The 24125-nt window shown below is 70.7% G+C and carries 17 protein-coding genes; 4 read left to right on the forward strand and 13 right to left on the reverse strand.

All coding sequences use genetic code 11. From position 1 onward, the window contains the following. Positions 1-166: 166 nt before the first annotated feature. On the reverse strand, positions 167-1165 hold the full coding sequence (locus tag HED23_RS23220; RefSeq protein WP_203185313.1) for a DNA polymerase Y family protein: 999 nt from the start codon (positions 1163-1165) through the stop codon (positions 167-169). Beyond that, positions 1162-4635 (reverse strand): DNA polymerase III subunit alpha, encoded by a 3474-nt coding sequence (locus HED23_RS23225; RefSeq protein WP_203185314.1) that lies wholly within the window; start codon positions 4633-4635, stop codon positions 1162-1164. Before HED23_RS23225 ends, HED23_RS23220 begins: the two co-directional genes overlap by 4 nt. 175 nt (positions 4636-4810) lie before the next feature. On the opposite strand from HED23_RS23225, the gene HED23_RS23230 reads away from it, so the two are divergent. Beyond that, complete coding sequence (locus HED23_RS23230) at positions 4811-5857, forward strand: ABC transporter permease (RefSeq protein ID WP_203185315.1); 1047 nt, start codon at positions 4811-4813, stop codon at positions 5855-5857. 272 nt (positions 5858-6129) lie between these two features. Here the strand turns inward: HED23_RS23230 and HED23_RS23235 are convergent, their stop codons facing one another. Then, positions 6130-7323 (reverse strand): macrolide family glycosyltransferase, encoded by a 1194-nt coding sequence (locus tag HED23_RS23235; RefSeq protein ID WP_203185316.1) that lies wholly within the window; start codon positions 7321-7323, stop codon positions 6130-6132. 432 nt (positions 7324-7755) lie between these two features. Here HED23_RS23235 and HED23_RS23240 point away from each other — a divergent pair, with 432 nt between their 5' ends. Continuing rightward, entirely contained in the window at positions 7756-8253 is a 498-nt protein-coding gene (locus HED23_RS23240) for a phospholipase (RefSeq protein WP_203185317.1), read from the forward strand. A gap of 250 nt (positions 8254-8503) precedes the next feature. On the opposite strand, the gene HED23_RS23245 is transcribed toward HED23_RS23240, so the two are convergent. Next, the gene (locus HED23_RS23245) at positions 8504-8701 is read right to left on the reverse strand and encodes a hypothetical protein (RefSeq protein ID WP_203185318.1); all 198 of its coding nucleotides are present in this window, start codon (positions 8699-8701) and stop codon (positions 8504-8506) included. Between the two features lie 58 nt (positions 8702-8759). Continuing rightward, positions 8760-9845 (reverse strand): S1 family peptidase, encoded by a 1086-nt coding sequence (locus HED23_RS23250; RefSeq protein ID WP_203185319.1) that lies wholly within the window; start codon positions 9843-9845, stop codon positions 8760-8762. A 436-nt stretch (positions 9846-10281) separates the two neighbouring features. Between HED23_RS23250 and HED23_RS23255 the strand changes: the two genes are divergently transcribed. Further along, the gene (locus HED23_RS23255; RefSeq protein WP_203185320.1) at positions 10282-11166 is read left to right on the forward strand and encodes an alpha/beta fold hydrolase; all 885 of its coding nucleotides are present in this window, start codon (positions 10282-10284) and stop codon (positions 11164-11166) included. A 51-nt stretch (positions 11167-11217) separates the two neighbouring features. Here HED23_RS23255 and fxsT read toward each other — a convergent pair whose 3' ends face one another. The 5 genes from fxsT to HED23_RS23280 all read right to left on the reverse strand — a co-directional run bounded on the left by fxsT (position 11218) and on the right by HED23_RS23280 (position 20239). After that, a complete protein-coding gene (fxsT, locus tag HED23_RS23260) occupies positions 11218-15153 on the reverse strand; it encodes an FxSxx-COOH system tetratricopeptide repeat protein (protein WP_203185321.1) in 3936 nt (1311 codons plus the stop codon). Next, positions 15150-16463, reverse strand: coding sequence for an FxsC protein (fsxC, locus tag HED23_RS23265; RefSeq protein ID WP_203185322.1), 1314 nt, complete (start codon positions 16461-16463; stop codon positions 15150-15152). The genes fxsT and fsxC overlap by 4 nt, the downstream gene beginning before the upstream one ends. A 121-nt stretch (positions 16464-16584) precedes the next feature. Further along, complete coding sequence (gene fxsBH / locus HED23_RS23270) at positions 16585-18885, reverse strand: radical SAM/SPASM protein FxsBH, inactivated beta-hydroxylase extension form (RefSeq protein WP_203185323.1); 2301 nt, start codon at positions 18883-18885, stop codon at positions 16585-16587. Between the two features lie 30 nt (positions 18886-18915). Further along, positions 18916-19083 carry an FxSxx-COOH cyclophane-containing RiPP peptide gene (gene fxsA, locus HED23_RS23275; RefSeq protein ID WP_203185324.1) on the reverse strand — a complete coding sequence of 56 codons (168 nt, stop codon included), beginning with the start codon at positions 19081-19083 and terminating at the stop codon, positions 18916-18918. 448 nt (positions 19084-19531) lie between these two features. Next, entirely contained in the window at positions 19532-20239 is a 708-nt protein-coding gene (locus HED23_RS23280) for a hypothetical protein (RefSeq protein WP_203185325.1), read from the reverse strand. A gap of 296 nt (positions 20240-20535) precedes the next feature. Here HED23_RS23280 and HED23_RS23285 point away from each other — a divergent pair, with 296 nt between their 5' ends. After that, positions 20536-21465 carry a DUF4231 domain-containing protein gene (locus tag HED23_RS23285; RefSeq protein WP_203185326.1) on the forward strand — a complete coding sequence of 310 codons (930 nt, stop codon included), beginning with the start codon at positions 20536-20538 and terminating at the stop codon, positions 21463-21465. Positions 21466-21475: 10 nt separating this feature from the next. Here the strand turns inward: HED23_RS23285 and HED23_RS23290 are convergent, their stop codons facing one another. The 3 genes from HED23_RS23290 to HED23_RS23300 form a co-directional block, all read right to left on the reverse strand. Further along, complete coding sequence (locus HED23_RS23290) at positions 21476-21955, reverse strand: hypothetical protein (protein WP_203185327.1); 480 nt, start codon at positions 21953-21955, stop codon at positions 21476-21478. A gap of 186 nt (positions 21956-22141) precedes the next feature. Further along, positions 22142-23047, reverse strand: a complete 906-nt coding sequence (locus HED23_RS23295; RefSeq protein WP_203185328.1) for a S1 family peptidase — start codon at positions 23045-23047, stop codon at positions 22142-22144. 269 nt (positions 23048-23316) lie between these two features. Further along, complete coding sequence (locus tag HED23_RS23300) at positions 23317-24123, reverse strand: DUF1684 domain-containing protein (protein ID WP_203185329.1); 807 nt, start codon at positions 24121-24123, stop codon at positions 23317-23319. Positions 24124-24125: the final 2 nt, after the last annotated feature.

Genomic DNA, 24125 nt, shown 5'->3' on the forward strand with positions numbered 1-24125 from the left:
AGTAAAAAGATTCCGGCGCCCTGGTGCCAGGCTGGGACTCGCCCCGGGGCCGGACCGGGAGGCACCACGGGGCCGGACCGCAAGTCACCCCGATGCCACGCCACGAGCCACCACAGGGGTCAGGCCGCAAGTCACCCCGATGCCGCACCACGAGCCACCACAGGGGTCAGGCCGCGAGCCGCCCCGGCTTCACGGCCTGCGGACCGAACCTGGCCCGCAGCCTGTCGGACACCGCCTCGATCCGCCGGGCCCGTTCGTCCACCGGGTCGAAGGTGAGCTGGTGGGCGGCGCGTTCGGCGTCGTGGAGTCCTTCCGCCCGCAGCCCGATCCCCCGCACCCGGGCCCGCTGGAGAGCGAACGAGTCCTGGATCCGGTAGGCGAGCGAGGTGAGCGCCGCGGAGTGGGCGGTGGGCTCCGTGAGCGTACGGCTGCGGGTCAGAGTCGCGTAGCCGGTCCGGTCGGCGTAGCGCAGGGAGACCGCGAGCGAGCGGCACACCTGCCCGTCGACGCGCATCCTGGCCCCCAGCTCCTCGGTGAGCGAGAGCAGCGCGCGGCGGTGCTGCTCCGGGTCCAGTTCGTCGCGGGGGAAGGAGCGTTCGGCGGCGATCGACCGGGCGGCCGCGTTCGGGACGACCCTCGTGCGGTCGATGCCGTTGGCCCGTTCCCACAGTTCGCGTCCGGTCCGTACGCCGGTGATGCGCTGCAGGGTGGCGAGCGGCGCGGCGGCTATCCGGCCGATGGAGTCGAGCCCGTATCCGCACAGGGTGCGCGCGGTCGCCGCCCCGACACCGTCCAGCGCGGCGGCGGGCTTGGACGCGAGGAAGCCGGCGTGCTCACCGGGGGGCACGAGGAAGGTGGTTCCGGCCGTCGCCTGCCGTGCGGCCATCCTGGCCAGCATGGGGTTGGAGGCCGCCCCGATCGCGCAGTCCACGCCGTGCAGGGCGAGGGCGCGCACCCGGATCACGGAGGCCAGGCCCGCCGCGTCCTGTCCGAAGTAGCGCAGCGCGCCGCTGACATCGGCGAGCGCGGCGCCGGGCGGGGCCGCTTCCACGACCGGGGTGAACGCCCCGAGGAGGGCGAGCAGTCCCTCGTAGGCGGCGCCGTCCGGAAGTCCTCCGCCGATCCGGCGGAACCGCAGACACAGGACGGCCGGCTGGTCGTTCATCCCGCGCTCCCCTGGCTCTGGTGCCACAGCTTCCTTCCGGTGGGCTTCCCCTCGCCGGCCGGCTGGAGATCGGCCCAGGGGTTCATCTCGTAGCCGGTCTCCAGCTGGATACGGCGGCCGGGCTCCTCCTCCCCCTCCTCTTCCCCCTGTGCGGCGGGCACCTCCGCCAGCCGTGCCGCGACCGCGTCGAGACCGCCGGTGCGCCGGAGTTCGGCCAGCTCCGCCAGGTTCCAGGCGGCCGATCCGACCACGCTCATGCTGCGCGGGCCGCGCCGCTGGACCACCCCGCGCACGAGCAGCAGCCAGGAGTGGAAGACGGTGTGCGCGCAGGCGGCGTGGCTGTCGTCGAAGAAGGCGAGGTCGACCAGGCCCGTCCCGTCGTCCAGGGTGGTGAAGATGACTCGGCGCCCGGAGCGGACCGGCGGGGTCTGGGTGGCCGCCTTGGCACCCGCGACCAGCACGGTCTCCCCGTGTCCGGCTTCCCGCAGCCGCTTCGCGGAGACCGCGCCGAGCTCCTCCAGGAAGGCGTGGTGATCGCCCATCAGGTGGCGCGACACGTCCATGCTGAGGACGCCGAGCTCGGCGCTGAGGCGTTCGGCGTCGTTGAGGTCGGGCAGGCCGATGGTGCCGGTCCGGTGCCCGTCGCCGAGCGGGAGCTGGGCGCCGTTCCCCTTGGCCCCGGAACCCCGCTGGGCGCGGTGGAGTTCGGACAGGTGCAGCAGCAGGTCCCGGCGGTTGGCGCCGAAGGCGTCCAGCGCGCCGACCTGGGCCAGCCGTTCGGCGGCGGGCTTTCCGGGCCTGGCCCGCTGCCAGAAGTCCAGCAGCGAGGTGTAGGGCTGCCCGGCCTCGATCCGGGCGACCTCGGCCTCACTGATGCCGTGGACGTCCGAGAGGGCCAGCCGCAATCCCCATTTATCACTGTTGTCGCCAGACACCAGTTCGATCCGGTGGGCGGCTGCCGACCGGTTCACGTCCAGCGGCAGCACCGGCACACCGCGCCGGCGCGCGTCCGCGAGCAGCAGCCGTTTCGGATACATCCCGGGGTCGTGGGTGAGCAGCCCCGCGTAGAAGGCCGCCGGGTGGTGCGCCTTGAGCCAGGCCGACTGGTACGTCGGCACGGCGAAGGCGACCGCGTGCGCCTTGCAGAAGCCGTAGCTCCCGAACGCCTCGATGATCTCCCAGGCGCGGGCGATCACCTCGGCGCCGTACTTCCTCCGCGCCGCCTGCTGTGCGAACCAGACCCTGATCCGGGCCTGCGACTCGGGGTCGGAGAGCCCGCGCCGCACCCGGTCGGCCTCGCCGCGCCCGCAGCCGGTCATGATGTTCACCATCTCGATGATCTGCTCGTGGAAGACGACCACCCCGTAGGTGTCGCGCAGCGCTCCTTCCAGGTCGGGGTGGGGATAGCGCACGGGCGCGCGGCCGTGCCTGGCCTCGATGAACGGCCGCACCATGTCGGCGGCGACCGGACCCGGCCGGAACAGCGAGATGTCGACCACCAGGTCGTGGAAGGTGGCGGGCTGGAGCCGGCCGACCAGGTCGCGCTGGCCCGGCGACTCGATCTGGAAGCAGCCGAGCGTCTCGGCGCTCCTGATGAGCCGGTACGTCTCCGGGTCGCCCTGCGGCACGGCGTCCAGGTCGACCTCCCGCCCCGAGGCCCGCTTCACCTCGGTCACCGCGTGCGCCATCGCCGACTGCATCCGCACGCCGAGCACGTCGAGCTTGAGCAGCCCGAGGTGCTCCACGTCGTCCTTGTCGAACTGGGACATCGGGAAACCCTCGCCGCTGGTGGGCATGACCGGGGTGCGCCGCAGCAGCGAGTCGTCCGAGAGGAGCACCCCGCACGGGTGCATGGCGATGCCGCGCGGCAGGGCGTCCAGCGACTCCACCAGGTCCCAGAGCCGGCCGTACTTCTCCTTCTGTCCTGCCACGGCGCGCAGTTCGGGGAGTTCCTCCATCGCGGCGCGGGCATCCCTGGCCCGGATGTGCGGGAAGGCCTTGGCGAGCCGGTCGGTCTCGGCCGGGTCCATGGAGAGCGCGGCGCCGACGTCGCGGATGGCGTGGCGCACCCGGTAGGTCTCGGGCATGGAGACGGTCGCGACCCGCTCGGCGCCGAAGCGGCCGATGATCGCGCGGTAGACGTCGAGACGGCGGGCGGACTCGACGTCGATGTCGATGTCGGGCAGCACGAAGCGCCGCTCGGACAGGAAGCGCTCCATGAGCAGCCCGTGTTCGACCGGGTCGGCGTGGGCGATCCCGAGCAGGTGGTTGACCAGGGAGCCGGCCCCGGAGCCGCGCGCGGCGACGCGTATGCCCATCCCCTTCACGTCGTCGACGACCTGGGCGACCGTCAGGAAGTAGGAGGCGAAGCCGTGGTGGGCGATGATGTCCAGCTCACGGTGCATCCGCTCCCAGTAGTCGCGCCGGCGGTCGTAGCCGTGCCGCACCATGCCCGCGGCGGCGCGGGAGGCCAGCACCCGCTGGGCGGTGCGCCGCCCGGCCCCGACGAGGTGCGGCTCGGGGAAGTGGACACTGCCGAGGCCCAGGTCGTCCGCCGGGTCGACGCGGCAGGCGTCGGCGGTGCGCCGGGTCTCCGCGAGCAGCAGCCGCCCCGCGTCCCGCCCGAGCCCCGCCGAGGTGGTGATCCGCCCGGCGGTCTCCTCCATCGCACGGGCGTCCTTGAGCCAGCGCTCCCCGGTGTCGAGGGGGGAACGGCGCGGGTCGACGGGGACGAGCCGGCGGGCCGAGTCGAGTACGTCGGCGACGGGCCCCTGCCCCGGGTCGGCGTACCGGACGGCGTTGGTCAGCACGGCCCGCACCCCCTGCTCGGCGGCGAAGCCGACGGTACGGGCGGCGAGCCGGAGCGACCCGGGGCCGGTGCCCTCGCGGCCGTGGTGGACGGCTTCGAGGCGCAGGGCGTCGCCGTAGATCTCGCGCCAGGGGGCGAGCAGCACGGCGGCCCGGTCGGGCCGGCCCGCGGCGAGTGCCGCGCCCACCTCGGAGGCGGGGCCGAGCAGCACGGTGAGCCCTTCCGCGGGCAGCGCGGACCGGGCGAGCAGGGGCTGTCCGGGGCCCGGGGTGTCCGGAGCCCCCGTGTCCGGGGCGTGGGCGGCGCTGACCAGCCGGCACAGTTCGGCCCAGCCACGGGCGCCGTCCCGGGCGAGGAAGGTGGCCCGGGGTGCGGATTCATCGACAAAGGCACCTCCGCGGACCGGCGTACGGGGCCTGTGCGTACGCCCCTCCCCCGCCACCTGCCGAGCCACCGCGAGCTCGGCCCCGAAGAGCGGCCGTATCCCGGCCTTCTCGCAGGCCCTGGCGAAGCGGACCGCGCCCGCGAGGCTGTCGCGGTCGGTCAGCGCGAGGGCGTCCATCCCCCGTTCGGCGGCGCGCTCGGCCAGCTGCTCCGGGTGTGATGCCCCGTACCGCAGGGAGAACCCGGAAACGGTACGCAGATGCGTGAACCCGGGCATCCGCACCTCCTGGACCGATCCGTACTCACCACCCCCTCGCTCTCCACCATAGACCAAGTTTCGAACGTTCGTACGATAACCGAGAGCGCGGCCACCTTGAGGCCGCTTCTCCCGCTTCTCCGCCATTCGGCCCGCCCCGCCTGCGCGAACATCGCCCCGCCCGGACGGTGGGGGCATGACTTTCGCTGACGAGGTGAAGAACGCCGTCACCGCACGGGCCGCCCTGCTGGTCGTCGGCGTACTGGCGCTGCAGCTGCTGTTCATCGCCTCCTACGTCGGCGCGCTGCACAGGCCCGACCCGACGGACGTCCCCTTCGGGGTCGTCGCCCCGCAGCAGGTGTCCGGGCAGCTCGTCACCCAGCTGGACGGCCTGCCGGGCGGTCCGCTCGATCCACGCGCGGTGTCCGACGAGGCCGAGGCCCGCCGGCAGATCGAGAACCGGGACATCGACGGGGCCCTGATCGTCAGCCCCCGCGGGTCGACCGACACCGTGCTCGTCGCCTCCGGCGGCGGAACCGTGCTGGCCACCTCACTGACAAAGATCATCAAGGAGGCGGAGGGGCCTCAGCAGCGCACGGTACGGACCGTGGACGTGGCCCCCGCCTCCCCGGACGACTTCGACGGCCTCTCCTCGTTCTACCTGGTCGTGGGCTGGTGCGTCGGCGGCTACCTCTGCGCCTCGATCCTGGCGATCAGCGCGGGCACCAAGCCCGCCAACCGGCAGCGCGCGGTGATCCGCACGGCGGTCATGGCGCTGTACTCGATCGCGGGCGGGATCGGCGGCGCCGTCATCATCGGACCGGTCCTCGGAGCACTCCCGGGCAGCGTGTGGGCGCTGGCAGGTCTGGGCGCCCTGGTCGTCTTCGCGGTCGGCATGATCACGCTCGCACTGGAGGCGCTCACCGGAATCGTCGGCATCGGCCTCGCCGTCCTGCTCATCGTGATCGCGGGCAACCCGAGCGCGGGCGGCGCCTTCCCGCTGCCGATGCTCCCGGACTTCTGGCGGGCGATCGGCCCCGCGCTGCCACCGGGCGCGGGCACCTGGGTGGCCCGCTCGATCGCTTACTTCAGGGGCAACGCGGTCACCGGCCCCCTGCTGGTGCTCTCCGCCTGGGCGGTCGTCGGCACGGCCCTGACCCTGCTCCTGTCGATGCGCCGCCGGGACAAGGAGGAGACCCGGCGGGCGACTGCCGCCCCGGGCGGGAGCTCGGCCGTCGGCTGAGGTCAGGACCGTGGGAGCACGGCGCCCGTGAATCACCGGGAGCCGGGCAGTGGCACGGGTAGCGCGTGCCCGGCACAGGGACGGGGAACACGCGCCCGGCACAGGGACGGGGAACACGCGCCCGGCACAGGGACGGGGAACACGCGCCCGGCACAGGGACGGGGAACACGCGTCGGCACGGGGACGGGGAACGCGTGCCCGCGCGGCGCCTTCGAGGCCGGACCCGACGCCGCGCAGGGTGACGGCCCTCCCCGCCCCTGTGCCGAGGCCGGTCAGAGACCGGAAGCCGGAGGCAGCATCCCCTCGATGAGGCCGGCCGCCCGCCCCGTACCGCCCTCGGCCCGGGCCTCGGCGCGGAGCCGCGCCGAGGCCCGGGCGACATCAGGGTCGGCGACGAGCTCGGTGAGCGCGGTGCGCAGGGACACGGCGGTGGCGTCCGCCGTGTCGATGCGACGGGCCACGCCCAGGCCGACCAGCCGGTCCGCGTTCATGAACTGCTCGGCGCCCTGCGGGACGGCGATCATGGGAACCCCGGTGTACAGCCCTTCACTGCTGCCGCCCATCCCCGCGTGGGTGACGAACGCGTCGGCCTGTTCCAGGATCGCCAGTTGGGGCACCCAGGAGTGCACCTCGACATTGCCCGGGATGTCGCCGAGCTCGCCGGGGTCCGTGTGCTTCCCGATCTGGAGGACGACGTGCCAGCCCGTCAGGTCGCCGTAGGCCTCCAGGCACCGGCGATAGAACTCCGGCTGCTTCGTGTACGCCGAGCCCAGGGAGATCAGCAGCACGTTCTCGGCGTCGGCCGGCCGGGTCCAGCCGTCCCGGTCCGCACGGGAGCCGAAGCAGGGGCCGACGAACGTCACCACGTCGGGGTCGACATGGTCCGCGTGCGGCTGCATGGCCCTCGGGATCATCGCCAGGGCCCTGGCAGGCCGGCCGGAGAAGGCATCCACGTCCGTGGTGGACGCCCCCGACACGGCGAGCCACCGCGCGAACTTCGCGCGGTACGCGTCGGCGCCCGGCAGCGCCCGCACCTGCGCGGCCATGTCCTGGTGCTCGTAGCCCTCCCAGGCCACGAAGGTCGGGGAGAGCTGGAGGACGGGCCGGCCCTGCGACTCGGCGAGGGCGCGCGCGGCGTAGGCGCCGATGTCGTACAGGTACAGATCCGCCCTGTCCTGGTCGTACGCGGCACGGAGCTGCGGCAGGGCCTGGACGGCGTCGTCGAGGAAGATGTCCATCGCGGCGATCGGGTCGTCGGGCCAGTCGTTGTCGGCGACCGGCAGGACCGAACCGTACGGGACGAATTCGGCGCCGGTGTCCGTGATCAGCCCGGCCACCGAGGGGGCGTTGGCATACGTCACCCGATGGCCGCGCGCCACCAGCTCACGCACGATCTCGAGGCTCGGCAGGACGTGACTGACGGCGGGAATGCCGATCATCGCGATGTGGGTACGGCGACGGGACATGCGGAATCACTCATTTCAGGTCTACGGCGAGAAGGACACACCGGACCGGCGCGCCGCCGTCCGGCAACAGCCTGCCGGGGAGCGCGCACGGGTCGCGGGACGGGAGCGGGGCGCGGCCCCGTCCGGTGTCAGCCGTAGATCTGGTGGAAGTGCATGCGCGGCATCCTAGATGCGCACCCGGGGCGCGCGCCAGGGATTTCCGGGGCGGCACGCCGCGACCGCCGGCCGCCCGGCACCCACTGAAGGCTCCCGGCTCCTCCCCCTTGGGTACCCGCGCCTGACCGGCACAGGAGCTGCGGCGGAACTCTTGGAGACCAACTGACGAAGCCACTATGCATGGCAGGTACATGACGTCATTCTTGGAGCGGCCTCGCGAGACCCGCGAGGAGCACGGCCGGCACAACCCCCCCCATCACTCAACGGAGGTTGCTCATGCGTCGCCGATTCACCGTCCCGCTCGCCGCACTCGCTGTGTCGCTCCCGCTCGCCCTGGTACCCGCAGCGTCCGCATCGGCTGCTCCGTCGGACAAGCCGCAGGTCCTCAGCTCCTGGACCCAGACGAGCGCCTCCAGCTACAACGCGTGGAACGCCGCCCGCAACAACCAGGGGGCATGGGCCGCATACGGCTTCAACTGGTCGACGGACTACTGCAGCACCTCGCCCGACAACCCGTTCGGCTTCCCCTTCCAGACGGCCTGCGCCCGGCATGACTTCGGCTACCGCAACTACAAGGCCGCGGGCACGTTCCCCTCGAACAAGTCCCGCATCGACTCCGCGTTCTACTCGGACCTCAAACGCGTGTGTTCCGCATACTCCGGCGCCAAGCTGACCTCGTGCAACAGCACGGCATGGACGTATTACCACGCCGTGGACATCTTCGGCGTGGCACCGGCCGGGGCGAAGACCGACGGACCGGCCCGGGCCGCCTGACCGTCGTCCGGGTGGGACGGAGCGACTGGACCAGATGGCTGGGCCTGCTGTTGCGGCAGGCCCAGCCGGGTCCGGCCCGATGGCCGGGGCATCGGGCACTGCCGTGACCAACCGTCGCGGATCGCCGGCAGCGCCTGGACGCCCCCGGGACACCGGATCTCGGGGCGTCCGTACACTGCTCGGCCACCCTGGAAGAACGGACTCGATGCCAGGCGTACGCGTGCCATCGATGCCCACGACGGTGTATCGATCACACCCGGTACCGGACAGAGCTTCCGCCCGCGTGCGCGGCGTGCGGCCGGGCGGCGACGAAGACGGAGACGGCCCACGCGGTCACCGACAACGGCAGGTGCCTCGGCGAGCAGTTCGCGGGCGGCATGAGCGACCGCCTCGCGGCGGGGGACGCGCCGTCCGCCTCCGCGGTCCCCGCGCCGAGCGCTCCGGTCATCGGCGACGAGCCCGCCCCCTCCTGCGAGGGGGCGGGCTCGCGTACCGATGACGAGAGATCAGCCGATCTCGGCGCCGTAGGCAGCCAGCGCCTCGGGCACCGGCTGGAAGAACGTCTCGCCGCCGGCGGAGCAGTCGCCGCTGCCGCCCGAGGTCAGGCCGAGCGCGGTGTCGCCCGAGAAGAGCGAGCCGCCGCTGTCGCCCGGCTCGGCGCAGACCGTGGTCTGGATGAGGCCGTTGACGATGTCGCCGTTGCCGTAGTTGACCGTGGCGTCCAGTGCTGTGACCTCACCGTCGTGGACCTGGGTGGTGGAGCCGCTGCGGGTCACCGACATACCGACGGTCGCGTCGCCCGCCTTGGTGATCGCCTGGGTGGAGCCGTCGTAGAGGTCCACCTCGCTGGGGTGCTCCACGTCGGACGTGTACTTGACCAGGCCGTAGTCGTTGTCCGGGAAGCTGGAGCCCTCGTTGGCACCGATCTCCGCGCCGCCCTGCGAGTCGGACCAGCTGGTGATCCCCTCGGTGCAGTGACCGGCGGTCAGGAAGTACGGCTCGCCGTCCTTGACCACGTTGAAGCCGAGCGAGCAGCGTCCGGTGCCGCCCCAGATGGCGTCGCCGCCCGCGATGAGGGGCTTGAACTCCCCTGCGGTCTTCTTCAGTTCGGCCTTGGAGCCGAGTACTTCGACCACTGCGCCGAGCTTGTCCCAGGCCGCGCCGTCGACCGTACGGTCGGCGGTGACGACCACCTTGTTGCTGACCGGGTCGACAGCCCAGGAGGTACCGGGGACGGTGGCCTTGTCCGCGAGGGTCTGCCGGGCGTCCGTCAGCTCGGCGAGCGTGTGCTCCACCAGTCTGGCCTTGCCGCCCGCCTGGCGGACCTGCTCGGCAGCCGCCTCGTCGACGACGTTGACGACGAGGTTGTCGGCCTTCGCGTCGTAGTACGCGCCCGCGGTGTCACCGCCCAGGGTCTTGTCCAGGGTGGTGGCGAGATTTCCGGCCGCGTGCGCGCTGAGGGTACGCGGGGTGAACCGGGGTACGTCGTCACTGGCGTTCGCGGTCTGGAACGTGACTCCTGCCGCGACCAGGGCGAGGACGGCCGATCCGGCCAGGGCCACGCGCTTCCTGGGTATGCGTCGGTGCTTCAACTTCGACCTCCTGTGGGGCCGTGTACGGACAAGTGGGGTGTCCGGAACACGGAGGATGGGGCGCCCACTATTCCGATGCGGCCGATGGCACACAAGGTCGACTTCCGGACGCACACACGACGACGACCGTTCACCCGCGACGCGCACACAAGCCGGACGTCGCGCCACGTCGGTTCCGATTGCGAACACCCGGTGCAACGGCCCCTCGGCAACGGGTGAGGACTAGTCCTGTCCTGTAATGGCCCCTGGAGTCCGGATGCCGTGGAGGGCGCACCCGAAGCCGAACACCCCCGAATGCTTCCGAACGTCCCGAACACCACCGGCTCGTTCCGACAAGGAGTGCCGGTATCGCCTCCGATAGGTCATCATCGAACAGGCAGTGCGCGCCGGGCAGTTGGTGCCCGGACCGAGCGGGGTGACCGAGCGGAGGGGCGGCGTGCGAAGTCGGGTGCGCGTGGCGGACGGACGGCATCTGATGGTCGAGCGTCAGGGGGACCCCCGAGGCAGACCGGTGTTCCTCCTGCACGGGATGCCGGGCAGCCGGCTGGGTCCCGCTCCGCGCGGGATGGTCCTCTATCAGCGGAACATGCAGCTGATCGCCTACGACCGTCCGGGGTACGGCGGTTCCGACCGGCTGCCGGGGCGGCGGGTGATGGACGTCGCCGAGGACGTACGGGCGATAGCCGACTCCTTCGGGCTGGAGCGCTTCGCCGTGGTGGGCCGCTCGGGCGGCGCTCCGCACGCTCTGGCCTGCGCCGCGCTGATGCCCGAGCGGGTCACCCGTAGCGCCGCCCTGGTCAGCCTGGCTCCCCCGGATGCCGAAGGGCTCGACTGGTTCGACGGGATGGCCGCTTCGAACGTGCTCGCGTACTCCAGGGCGTCGGCGGACCCGGACGGACTGGCGGAATCCTTCATCAGCCGCTCGGCGGAGATCCGGCAGAATCCGGTCCGGCTCCTGGACGACCTGCGAACGGAGCTGACCGACTCCGACCGTGTGGTGGTCAACGACGCCGGGATCCGTACGATGCTGCTCGCCAACTTCCGCGAAGGGCTGCGCACCTCGGCGTACGGCTGGATCGACGACGCGCTCGCCTTCTCCCGGCCGTGGGGGTTCGACCCCGCCGACATCACATGTCCTGTGATGCTGTGGCACGGGGTGAAGGACGTGTTCTCACCCGTCGGTCACTCCCGCTGGCTGGCGAGCCAGATCCCGGGCGCCACCACCGTGCTGGAGCCGGCGGCTGCGCACTTCGACGCCCTGTCCGTGCTGCCCGACGTGCTCAACTGGCTGCTGGACGACCGGGAAGCGGCGGTCTGCTGACCGTGGATGGTGCTTCGGGCCCCGGATATCCGGAGCCCGGAGCACTCCGGGTCACACCGACATCGGCTCCAGCTCGCGCCGGAACCTCCGCTCGTCCCTCGCTATCCGGGTCAGCGGATGATCGTCACCGAGCTGGCGTGCCAGCTCGTCGCCCGTCTCCGCCCGCATCCTCAGAGCCTCGTCCTTGCGTCCCATCGCGTCGAGCGTGACCGCGATGTTCGAGGTCATGGCCAGGGTCTCCGGGTGGTGCGCCCCGAGGACCTCCCTGAGCTGGCCGGCCACCGTACGCTCCGTCTCCAGCACGATCTCCAGCCCGCCCCGGTCGGCCGTGGCGTTGGCCAGGTTCATCACGGAGAACAGCGTGTTCGGGTGCTCCCGCCCGAACACCTCGCGCATGGAGGCCACCACCCGCGTCAGCAGCTTCTCCGCCTCCAGTGGCGCGCCCGCCCCCGAGAGATAGACGCCGAGATTGTTCTGCGCGGCCAGGGTGTACGGATGCTGCTCGCCCGGCACCTTCATGTACTGGTCCACGACCTCCTGCGCGGTGTCCCTGGCCTCGACTGCCTCCCCCGCCGCGAACAGGTCGGCCGCCATGTTGAGATCACAGGCGAGCGACTCGGGGTTGGCCGCGGTGTACTTCGCCCGGTACCTGGCCCGGGTCGCCACCGTCAGCCTGCGCGCGTCCTCCAGCTGCCCCGCCCTGCGCAGCGAGACCGCCAGGCTCTTGGCGGCACTGAGCGTGGTGGGGTAGGTCCGGCCGAGGGTCGCCTTGAGACTGTCGTACGTACGGCTGAGCAGCCCGACGGAGTCCTCGTAGCGTCCGACCTCGCGCAGGTCACGCGCCAGGTTCAGCGCGGACGAGAGGCTGTGCGGATGCTCCTGGCCCAGCACCTCGGACCGCAGGTCGTAGCAGTCCTGGTCGATCTCCCGTGCCCGGGCGTACTGCCCGACGCTCCGCAGGTTCAGAGCGAGGTTGTTCGCCGCCGCCAGCGTCCGGGCGTGCCTCTCGTGGAAGATCTGGTTGAAGCCGTCATGGGCTTCGGTCGCCAGCTCGATCGCCCGCCCGTAGTCACCGAGCAGACCCAGATCGATGGCCAGTCCGCTGGTGGTCATGTACGTGTGCGGGTGCTCCGGCCCCAGGACCTCCCTCTGCAGCCGCAGGGTGAACTCGTCGAGCTCCTTCGCCTCCACGTACCGGCCGCGGGTGCGCAGGATGTTGGAGAGGTGGAAGCAGAGGTACAGGTACTGGATGTCCCGTTCCCCCAGCATGTCCAGCCATGTCTCGCGCAGTTCCTCCCCCAGTGTCCCCGCCGTCCGCACGTCGCCGCGCTTCCAGAGGTAGCGCACCCGGTCGATCAGCAGCCTGCGGGTCTCGTGGTCCCTGCAGTTGCGCGCGTCCGACGGGCCCAGGTGGGGCCAGATGGTGGCGAAGCGCGGCCAGTTCTCCGGGTTGTCGATCGGTTCGGTGTCGTCGGGCCGGGCACCCGCCAGGATGCGGTGGACGACGTGCCTGGCCTCCGCCTGCTCCTCGTCGCTGAGCTGGGCCCTGATGACCGCCTGCACCAAGCGGTGGACCTGGATGGAGTTCGACACCTGGTCGACCTTGGCCAGGGCGAAGCGGCCGATCTCCCGGATGACACGGCCCAGGACCAGCTTCTCCTGGAGCGACGAGTCGTAGGGCTTCAGCGCCTCGATCATCTCCTTGCTGTAGAGGAGGTTCGCGGAGATCGGTTCGGGTGCGAAGAACGCGCAGAGCTGGAGCAGCCGCACCGCGGCGGGCGAGCGCTCCTTGAGGCGTTCGATGGAGATGTTCCACGTGGCCGCGACGGGCTGGGGGTAGCCGGCCGGCTGGTTCAGCGCAAGGACCTCGGGGGCCTGCTGGGCCAGCTGCTCCAGATAGGTGTCGATGGGGGTGGCGGTCTCCGCGATCCAGGCAGCCGCCTGTTCGACGGCGAGCGGCAGGTCACCGACGGCGGTGGCGACCTGAGCGGCGTCCTCCGCACTGAGCCCGGGCGCCCGGCGCTGGAGGTGCTCGATCGACTCCTCGCGCAGGAAGACGTCGACGGGCAACGCGTCACCGTGCTGGGACCACGCCTGGTTCCGGGACGTGACCAGGATGTGGCCGGAGCCGCCCTGGGGGAAGTAGCGCCTGAGCCGTTCCGGGTCGTCGGCGTTGTCGAAGACGAGCAGCCACCGGTCCGACGGCACACCACGGCGCAGCAGATCGACGGCCTCCTGCGAGGCGGCGGCCATGTCGTCGCCGCCCTGGGCCCCGAGCCGCACGGCCAGTTCCGCGAGTCCCGCGATCACGTCGTCGGTCTGCTCGGACGATATCCACCACACCAGGTCGTAGTCGGCCATGAAGCGGTGCACGTACTCCAGGGCGACCTGGGTCTTGCCCACGCCGCCCAGGCCGTACAGGGTCTGCGGCTGTGGCAGTACGACGGCCATTCCGCCGCCGAGCTGGTCGCGCATCCGCTCCAGGACCAGGGAGCGGCCGGTGAACCCGGGGTTGCGGGGTGGCGCGTTCCAGATCCGGGGCACGGTGCCGGGGAAACGGGGTCCTGGTGACGCACCGTCGCCGAGCTGCACCGGCCGGTCCAGGGCACGCATCAGCGCGGTGGTGGCGTGGACCTCGTCGAGCCTGAACAGGTCCACCGGGTTGCGGTCGATGTACGGCGCGGAGAGCCGGACATCGCTGATCCTGAGCGGCAGCAGCTGACGCCGCCCGCCACCGGGGTCCTCGGAGACCGCCCGCTCCCAGAGGTCCACGGCACGCTGGGACTTGAGGTAGGCGCTGGAGAGGAGCACGACCGTCCGCGCCGCGGTCTCGGGCACGGAGTGCGCGGCCTCCAGCGGGCCCGGGTCGGCCGAGACGTCGCGCGGGACCACCCGGAACCCCGCCCGGGTGAGGACCGATTCGACCCAGTCGGCCCACATGCGGTTCTCCGCCACGTAGCTGAGGAAGAGATCGGCGGGCAGCGCGGGCCTGCGCCGGGTGAACGCGTCACGGATGCGCAGTCGCGCCTCCTCTCCCACGGGAGGCATCGCGGTGACCTCCTGCTGGGTGACGACCGCGGTGAGGCGTTCGAAGGCGGACAGCAGGGAATTGCTGAGCCCTGCCTCGTCCCCGAAGGTGGCGAGAGTTTCCTCGTACGCGTAGTAGGGGCGGTAGGGGATCTCCACGGCACCCCAGTAGGTGGTGAGCTCGTCGCCCGACAGGTCACGGGGCAGCCGGTCGAACTTCAGCCGGGCCAGCGCCCGGCCGGCGTCGGCCTTCTCCTTCTCGCCCTCGTCGATGCGCATCGGGACGGGGAAGATCGAGATGGGGCGGCCGGTGTAGCGCTCGGCGATCTGCCGTGCGACGGATGCCGCACCGTCGATGGACTGGTCGCTGAGGGTGAAGCAGTCGACGAGTACGTCCGGAAGGTGGACGGTGCAGATGTCGGCGATGTCGCTGAGGCCCGTACGGCTGTCGATGAGGATGTAGTCGTAGTTGGCCTTCATGTCGTCCCGCAGGGCGTCGAAGAAGTGGCCGCCGCCGAGCCGGTCGTAGAAGTTGTCCCAGTCGAAGGTGGAGACGGTCGCTGAGTACTCGCGGTTCTGCCGGCCTGCGGAGACGAAGTCGAGGGTGCCGCCCCGCGGGAACTCCCAGCCGAGCGCTTCGGGTGTGAGCGAGACCGCGTGCGGCTGGATGCGGGCGTAGTCCCGGTGCCAGTCGTCGGCCCTCTGGGCGGGGTTGGTCGCCGCCCAGGCGAATTCGGTGATCAGGTCGATAACGCCGGTGGTCGCCCCGAGTGTCGAGGGGTCCAGGAAGGGGTGGAAGAAGCGGTGGAGTCCCGGGGCTTCCAGGTCCCAGTCGACGGCCAGCACCCGTTTGCCGTTGGCGGCGAGGATCCAGGCGGTGTTGGCCAGGGCCATGGTGCGCCCCGTGCCGCCCTTGTACGAGTAGAAAGTGACGATGCGCCCGTCACGACCGGCTGTCATACGTCCTCCGCATCCGTCGCAGGGTCGTGCATGTCGGGTATGAACTGGGTGTTGCTTATGGGCCCCATGAGTCGCGTCCGTTCACTGTGGCGCCCACCCGCCGGTGGGTAGACCGTGGCATGCCTGAGGTACTGCTGGGCAGCCACCTCGACCACTTGGGGAAGGATCTGGCCGAACGCTTCCATACTGGGCACCCCCTTGGCCGCGACACGGCAGAAGGCCCGCCCCTGCCGCATCTTGACGGGCATCGTCTGCTCGAGTTTGTCGGCGAGTTCGGCCTCGGCCGCCCTGCTCTGGTGGTCTTCCCTGCACCACGGCACGACCATGGTCACCCAGGGCCGGTTCTCCGCGTCGAAGGCGGCGAGCCGCCGCCTCAGGTCCTCGTCCTGCAGCGCCCAGCGGTCGACCAGGAGGATCTCGGGGGTGCTGGGCGGCTGTTTCCCTTCCCGCTGTCCGGGCTCCTCGTCGAACGGCGTGATGATCGCCTGGTAGTTGAGGGAGCGCACCAGCTCTTCGGCCACATAGGCCAGCGGTCTGGCGGAAGCGGGGTGGTAGGGGTTCCACTCCTGTGGATTGTCGCCGTAGTACTCCGGGTTCCGGCCTTCCGGCAGGTCATGGCGGGTGGGCGCGGCAATGGTGATCCGCATGGGCCTCGGGGCGCCCGCGCCACTGCCCGGTGCGCCGAATGCGCTGGGGACGAGGCGGAAGTCGAGTGGCCTGCCCGAACCGATCCGCACGGTGTCCGCGACGTGGACGATGCGTTTGGCCAGGTGATAGACGGCCTGTTCGTAATCCTGGGCGAACAGCGTGAGTTTGATCAGCCCGTAGAGCCCGTCACTGACGTAACGGTCCCCGAAATCCCGGTGATTGAACTGTAACCGCTCAGCTGGGCCCGGGAGTTGGGCCGGCGGCACCGGCACCCATAGCGCGGGCACGATCGCCTCGGCGGGCTGATTCGACCGCGCCCGGTGGTGAATGGCACGCTGTTCGAAGGCGTACCACTCCTTGCCGCACATCTCGCTCGCGAAGTAGCGCGGTGAGAACAGCGGGACGAAGACCCGGCAGTTCGCGAGCACACTGCCCAGCCGCTCCGACCAGCCCTCGCCGGAGCGTATCTCCCGGTCCATGAACCCGGCGGGCGCGCCGGCGGGCAGGTTGGTCATCGCCATCACATGACCGCAGAGATCTTGGAATAACCGTTCGACCCACATGTCTGGGTCCGATCCACCGCCGTACCCCGGTGTATGCGCGTAGCTCAGAAAGAAGTACGGCCGATGGTCCGCCGCTCGCTGCTGCGTCGATGCGTGCACACGACCCCCGTCCTGTGTGGCACTCGCATCAAGAGAGTGAAATGAAGGATGCGAGCGAATTCATCATTACGGAGCGGACCGCACTCCACCCCCCTGTGGTTCGGTCATTCACCGTTGCTTTTCAGTCATCCGTCCTCCGCCCGGCCACTCTTGATCGTGCCCGGAATCGGTCTCGCGGCTTTTCTTCCCCAGAAGTTCCATGCGTGCTGCCGGCAAGCTCTTTCCGGAGTCCGGCTACTGCCCGCGCTCCGTCGACGGTCAGTTCAGGAGCCGCCTCGATCATGTCGAGTGCCTCCCGGATACCGTCCAGGAACCGTGGCTCGAACAGTCCGGTCCCCACTCGTTCGAAAGTATCCGAGAGCAACCGGGAGAACGGCAGGGATTTCTGGCTCCAGGGGGGCCGGTGTTCCCATTCCCCGTCCGCGGCGTAGAGATCCGTCACATCGACGAGCGCCAGGAATTTCGTACGCCTGAATCCGCGCAACAGTGCGAGGGCGAGTTCGTCGTCACCACCGTCGACGCCCAGGCCCAGCGCCCCGTAACCGTGTCCTCCGGCCCGGGTCGGGCCCGTGGCGAGAGGAGTCAGGGTCACCAGGGCCCTCGCCGCCTCCGCCGCCTGTTCGGGGACCTTCCGCCGCAGCAGCTCCCAGGCCGACACCAGGCGTACGCCCCATTCCGCGGCCTCGTGCGGGGTGAGCCGCGAGGCGACCGGGGCGTCGAAGCAGTCGCGGTACGGGTCCAGGTCGTCGAGCACGAACCCGGGTCCTCCGTCACCACCCACCAGGCGCAGCGGGCTCCAGTCGGCGGCTTCCTCCCCGATGGCGGCGACGCGCGTCGCTCCCGCCGAGCCTTCCCTCCCGACCTCGAACCCCTCCCCGGCAGCTCGCACCAGGGCTCTTCCCCGCTCACCCGGCTCACCGATCCGCACTTCGCCGAGGGTCGGAAGGAAGAGCCTGCCGTCGTCGAACGGCACGGGGACAGTGAGTTCGAGTCGTGCCAGGACGGCCGCCGCCGCCACGGATGCGGCCAGCCGTCCGGCGGCCCGGGCCCCGTGGGCCGGGTCCTCCGGCGCCCGCTGCGCGTCGAGCAGCCAGGTGCGGGTGTACGGGTGGCCGAGCACCTCGTCCAGGGCACCGGCTCCCCGCTCGGTCCCCTCCGCCTCGGCCGCCAGCTCCCATGCCTGGTCCCAGTACGCGTGTCCGCGTTCGCCGATCCCGGCGTGGAGTGCGGCGAGGAGGGTTCGGTTCAGGTCCTGCCCGGCCTCGGCCAGTTCGGCCGGCTCGGCGACCGCCCGGGAACCGATGGAGGCGGTGGCGCGTTCCTCGACGGCCCGCACCAGCGTCGCGAGGTCGGTGCAGTAGACGGACGGGTTGTCGAAGCCGTTGGACGAGCGGTAGCGGTGCGTGTAGAGGCCTCCGCCGCACGACCGTACGACGGGGCACGCCCGGCACGTCTCGCTCACGCCGGCCAGGCCCAGCTGCCGTGCCCTGACTCCGGGATGGGCGGCGACGTCGTCGAAGGAATGCGAGAACACGTCGAATCCGGTGGCCGCCGCCCCCTCGTAGGCGCTCTTGAGCGAGTCGACCTGCTCCAGTTGCCCGTCCGTCTCGATGACGACCAGGTCCGTGGGGGCGAGCCCGAGGGACTCGGTGAGGCTCGGGCCGCCGCTCAGGGTGGACAGGACCGAGGAGAACAGCCGCACCGGCACCTTCTGCCCCTGCTCCGCCCAGCGGTCGAAGACCGCGAGGAGCCAGTCGGCATACGCGGTGGGCGAGCCGTCCGGCCGGAGCGGGGGCTCGTCCCACGTGGCGTGCGGCAGGAGGAAGTCGACCTGCGGAGGGTCGAGTTCGGCGAGGGCGTCGAACACCTCGACCGGATCGTTCCGGATGTCGATGGTGCACAACAACCCGAGATCCAGGTGCCGGTAGCGGTCCTGGCGCAGCAGCTCCACGGCTCTGAGGACCAGAGGGTGACTGGAACGGCCGTTCGCGAAGACGCGGTGCCGGTCGTTCGCCGTACGGTCGCCGTCGAGCGAGATGCCGACCTTGACGCCGAACTCGTCGAAGAGGTCGAGATAGCGGGGGCTGAGCTGGACGCCGTTCGTATGGATCCTGAGGTCCAGCTCAGCGATACCGTTCAACGCCGAGGTGAGCTCCTCGCAGACGCGGCGCAGTCGCGCCGGGCCGGCCAGGAGCGGCTCGCCTCCATGCAGGATCACTGACATCGAATCGAGTGCATGCTCCGAGGCATGCTCGGCCAATCGTCGAGCAGTCCATGAAATGGCCTCGTCAGAGATGGACTTAGGGCGGGTGCGCCAACTCTGATCTGCATGTTCATAGATATAGCAATGGTCGCACGCAAGATCGCATCTGCTGTGCACCTTGAGCACAACCTCGCGAAAGGGGACCAGGGGTCCTGTCATTACCCCAGTCTAGCCACCTCAGCACTCGGCTCAGAGTGCTGAACTGAAGGTCGAAGTCTGTGTGGAGCGACTCGTGGAGGTACCGAATACCCGCCCGATCTTCCTGGAGGCGTCGGCGCCACGGGCGTCGATCTGGGCGAGCGGCACACGGCTCTTCTTCGCGATGGCGAAGGAGGGGGAGGTTTCGTAGGTCTTCACGGCCGTCCTTGATGGATTGTTTCCGGACACTGGATCACAGCCGGCACCTGCATATTCACAGTGTCCGGCGGCATGACTTTACTCTGCCCCCGGCCCCCCGCAAACGCCGACGTGAGAGGAAATCCTGTGTTTACGCCGAATTGTGGAGACCGAAATCACCTGCACCCATTGAGCCGCCCGGGTGACGGAGTAACAGCCGGGCCGGGAACCGCGGACCGCCCCGCCCCACGGGCCCGCTCGGCCCACCTCATGGTTCTGGTCGCGAACGCGCCGCCCGCCCCCCGCACACCCGCCGGCGCCCCACCACTCGCAGAACAACCTGAACGGCAGCGGTCGACGGCGTCGGGTCCGGGAGGACAACTGGGCTCCATCCGAGCCGTATTCACTCATTCGGGCTCGTGAGACGCCTCGCCGGGGCACACGTCGCGCAGGGCAGCCGCCGGAAGTGTCAGTCGAGCGGAGCGTGCGCGTTCGCCCTCGCGCCCCTCATGCAGTCCCCGGTGCGCTCATGGCTGTCCCCCACGACATCGGTCACCCTGATGCGCACGTGGAGCGCGTCGACCCGTTCGACGAACTTCTTCGAGAAAGCGCCCATCAGCACGGTTTCATAGCTGCTGGTCCCGACGAGGGGGAAGCCCACTCCGAGCTCGACGAGCTGGAAGTCCTCCGCGACCACCAGCCCCGCACGGCCCAGTTCGGCCACGGCCACGGAGATGTCGGTCCACCGGGAACACGTGTGCCGGTCGCCGCCGGCCAGGACCACCCGGCATTCGTAGGACTCGACGGTCGCGATGTGCTGGCCTCCGTTCAGTACGCCCACAGTCCACGCCTGTGAGTCCCCCCGGAGGTGCCCCTTGGTCCACGACCCCCGCCACCCCAGATAGGGCCGCACGGTGCGGGCGTACTGGGCCCTGGCGAGTACGGCACCGACCGCGACGGCCAGCAGACTGCCGAGCGCCTCCATGTCGAGCACTTGCAGACGCCAGGGCCATTCCGCCCGCGCGTCGGGCGCGATGTTCCCCCGGACCGACTCCCAGACGAGGACGAGCGTCAGCACCCCCAGCATCACCAGAGGTGCCGTGAACAGCAACGGGCTACGGCGGACCCTGCGCTGGGCGAGAGGGGACGGAACAGCGTCTCCGGAACCCGCAGCCATGCATCCTCCCAGTGACCCGAGGGGTGGCACGCTCCCGCTCGGCGGCAACTCCCCCGTGCAGCACGGACGTCGCGGGATCCTTCCACATGGGCGTTCGGTCGCACGAGAGTGCCATTTCGGGCAGGAGGGCCCTTCGTGGCCCGAAGGCGCCATTGCAGTACACGGAGGCGCGACCTACTCTCATGGCCCCGGCGGGGCCCGGCAGGCCCTTCCCCGCCTCCGGGCAGCTCACTCGAGGGGCGGCCGCGGACGGCCGGGCCGGACGACGGCCACAACAACTGCACACGGGGGTGAACATGACCGCGATTCCAGGGCCACTGCAGAGCATGGTCTTCAGGAGCGCTGATCTGCCCGAACTCTTCCACCACACGGACGCCGTCGCCGTCGCACGCCAGCGTGAGGCGGTCAACACCACCCGCGGCCAGCTCGTCCTGCTCGTCGTCGGCACCCTGCCCGCAGCCCTGCCCTGGCATGCCGAGATCGGGTCCGGCATCCAACTCCTCGATGGTATAGCGGTGTTGGCCTTCCTCGGTGTCCTGATCACGACCTATCTCGGCTCCCGGCGCAAAGCAAAGTCGCACTGGCAACTCAACCGCTCCGCAGCGGAGTTCATCAAGTCCAACTGCTGGCGTTACGCGGTCCACGGCTCCCCCTTCGACTCCGCGGTCCAGCACCCCGAAGCGGTGTTCGCCAGTCGGCTCGAGGAAGGGCTCCAGGAGCTGCGGAAGGTCGGCTGGGACGATCCGAGGGAGGAGATGGCGGACTCGGGCGGCGGCCTCATCACCGAGTCCATGCGGGAGTTGCGGGGCAAGGCATTCACCGTACGCAAGGAGACCTACGTCCGGGACAGGCTGATCGAGCAGCGGCGCTGGTACCGCAGGCGCAGACTGGTGTCGCGGCGCGGTGCGCTCGTCTGGTCGAGCACCGTAGCCGCACTGACTCTCCCGGCACTGGTCCTCGCGGTGCTGCAGACCTTCGGCGGCGCCGGCTCGTTCGCGCTGACGGGGACGTTCTCCGCCGCCGCCGCGGCGTGCCTCGCCTGGAACGAGATGCGCCGCCACCACCCGCTGGTGACCGCTCATTCCCTGGTCGAGGAGGACCTGGAGAACATGCAGGCCGCGATGGAGACCACCCTCACCGAGCGGCAGTGGGCGGCCGCCGTGTTCGAGACCGAGCGGATCGTCTCGCCCGAGCACACTGACTGGCTGGTCAGGCACCGGATGTGAGCGCGTGGGCTCAGCCGCGCTCCACTCCGTCGCGCCAGATGACGGTGACCGGCCGCCCCAGGCTGCGGGCGTACGTCACGATGTCGCCGGTGCCTCCGAGACCTCGCGCGGGCAGACCGTCCCAGACCGCGAGCAGCCGGTCGCAGTGGTCCGCGATGTAGGCACCCGCCGCGTAGTAGGCCTCGTCGGTGGAGTGCGGGAAGTCCAGCCGGATCTCACGGGCGGCCCGGGCCTTGAGCGCACGGTAGCGCAGGAGCTCCGCCTCGTCGGCGAAGCCGTCCTCGTAGTCACCGCTGGGGATGACCACGGTCAGCTCGGCGCCGTGGGCGAGGGCGACGTCGGCGAAGAGCTGGTCCGCGCCGACGGCCAGGCTGGAGAGCGCCTCGAGGGAGCCCTCGTGTCCGCAGAGCGCCGCCTCCAGCCCTTCCAGCACATGCGCGTGGAGCTCGTGGGGGATGGAGCGGTGACCGGTCACTCCGATGCGTTTCACGGACCTGCAACCCCCTGGTGTCTGCCGGGGGTTCCCGGAGGGCATCCCTCCGGACGGGCACAGCGCCCGCCCCCGTGGTGCCTCTGTGGCCGTGTCTCCTGACATCCTCTCAAAAGCCGCGGCTCGAACGGGAGCCCCCACCGGAATCGGCGGGGGCTCACAGGAGCGCGGCGGTGCCCTTACGGGTCAGAACACGCTGACGCCGTACGCGCTCAGCGCTTCGGTCACCGGCTGGAAGAAGGTCGTCCCGCCGAAGGTGCAGTTGCCGCTGCCGCCCGAGGTGAGACCGATCGCCCGGGTGCCCGAGTAGAGGGGGCCGCCGGAGTCGCCGGGTTCGGCGCACACATTGGTGCGGATCATGCCGTAGACGATGTCGCCGCCGCCGTAGTTGACGGTGGCGCCGAGGCCGGTGACGGTGCCGCTGTGGGTTCCGGTGGTGGAGCCCCGCCGGGTGACGGACATCCCGACGGTCGCGTCGGCCGCGCTGGTGATGTCCTGGCTGCCGACGGTGCCGGACTTGGTGACCGAGCTGTTGGTGTGACGGACGATGCCGTAGTCGTTGACCGGGAAGCTGGATCCCGTGGTGGTGCCGAGGACGGTGGTGCGGGCCGAGTCGGTCCACCAGGTGCCCGCGCCGTCGGTGCAGTGACCTGCCGTCAGGAAGTAGTAGGTGGTGCCGCTGCGGACGTTGAAGCCGAGGGAACAGCGCCAGCCGTCGGCGTAGACGGCGTCGCCGCCCGAGATCAGTTTCCTGAGCTTTCCGGGAGTGCGTTCGATGCGCAGGGCGCCCGCTTCGGCGCCCGCCGATTCCTTGATCCTTCTGATCTCCGCCCGCGAGACCGTGCTGTCCACGGTGACGACGAGGCGTCCGGCCGCCGGGTCGACGTTCCAGGCGGTGCCGGCGACGTCGGCTTCGAGCACGGCTGCGCCCGCCGCGCCGAGCTGAGCCGCGCTGTACGTCCCGGCCTGGTCGGCCTCGGCCGTGGTGGAGGCGGCGAGCGCGGCGACGGCGACGAGACCGGCGGTGACAGCCGTGACGCGGACGCGTCTTGGCGTGCTGCCGCTGAGGGGGGTGTTGCGCTTGATCCTCACTTGTCATTCCTCCCGAGGGGAACCGGGGGTCCGCCTGTGGGGTGGGCGGACCCGTGAGGCGCGGTCATGAGGCACTGACACGTTCCGAAACACGTTCGAATTCCGGAAGTGTCATGACTTATGACGGACGCTGCTCGGGAGTATCACGGGACGCCGATGTGCCCCGCAAGGGTGCCTTTTCGGCCGTTTCGGCACACGGACACACCGGCCCTCGGCAGCCCTGTGGCTGCTGGGGCCGGTGCGCCGTGCCGCTGAGTCCCGCGGGCGGGTCAGCCGTCGATCCGGTTCCGCTCCCCCGCCGGGACCGCCACCGTGAGGGTGTTGCCCGGTGGCGGGAAGGGGCAGATGAAGTGATCGGCGAAGGCGCACGGAGGCAGCAGGGTGCGGTTGAAGTCGACCCGCACGCTGCCGTTCCCGTCCGGTGCCGGGGGCCGCAGGAAGCGGAAGCGGTAGCTGCTGTCCCCGCTGGTCGTGTCGGCGAAGACGGCCCAGAGCGAACCGTCGGGCTCGACCGCCACCTGGAGGGTGTGCTCGGCGCCGTCCACGGTGAAGGCGATCTCGCCCGCCAGTCCCAGACCCCGCTCGCGCCCGTCGGCGTTCTCGACGCGGACGGTCCGGTCGGAGCCGTACGGCCGGAAGGTACCGTCCAGCGACCACTTGGGGTCGTACGGGGTGGCGTCGATGGTCCGGAAGGCCTGACGGGCCGGGGACCGGGGGTCGAAGTCCCTTACGGCCCAGAGGCCTTCACGGCTCAGCACGACCAGCCGGCGCTCGCCCTGAGCCACTCTGGACGTGTCGATGGGGCCCCGGTCGGCGCCGAGGCGGGTCTCGCCGGCAAGCGGCTTCGCGTCGACGGTGAGCCGGTCCTCGGGCGCGGCGATGAGCACCACCTCGTCGCCGTCCTCGCGCCATAGCCCGGGTACGGCCGGAATTCGACCCTCCGGATGGTCGGCGAGCCAGTGCGTGCCGGTGAGGGAGAGCGGGCCGTGCGGAGCGGCCACGGCGACGATGCGCCCCTCGTGCCAGCGCTGCCAGGCGTGGAACTCCTCGCTGTCCTGCTGTGCGTCCGTGCTCATGC

Source organism: Streptomyces pratensis, from assembly GCF_016804005.1.
GTDB classification, from domain to species: domain Bacteria; phylum Actinomycetota; class Actinomycetes; order Streptomycetales; family Streptomycetaceae; genus Streptomyces; species Streptomyces pratensis_A.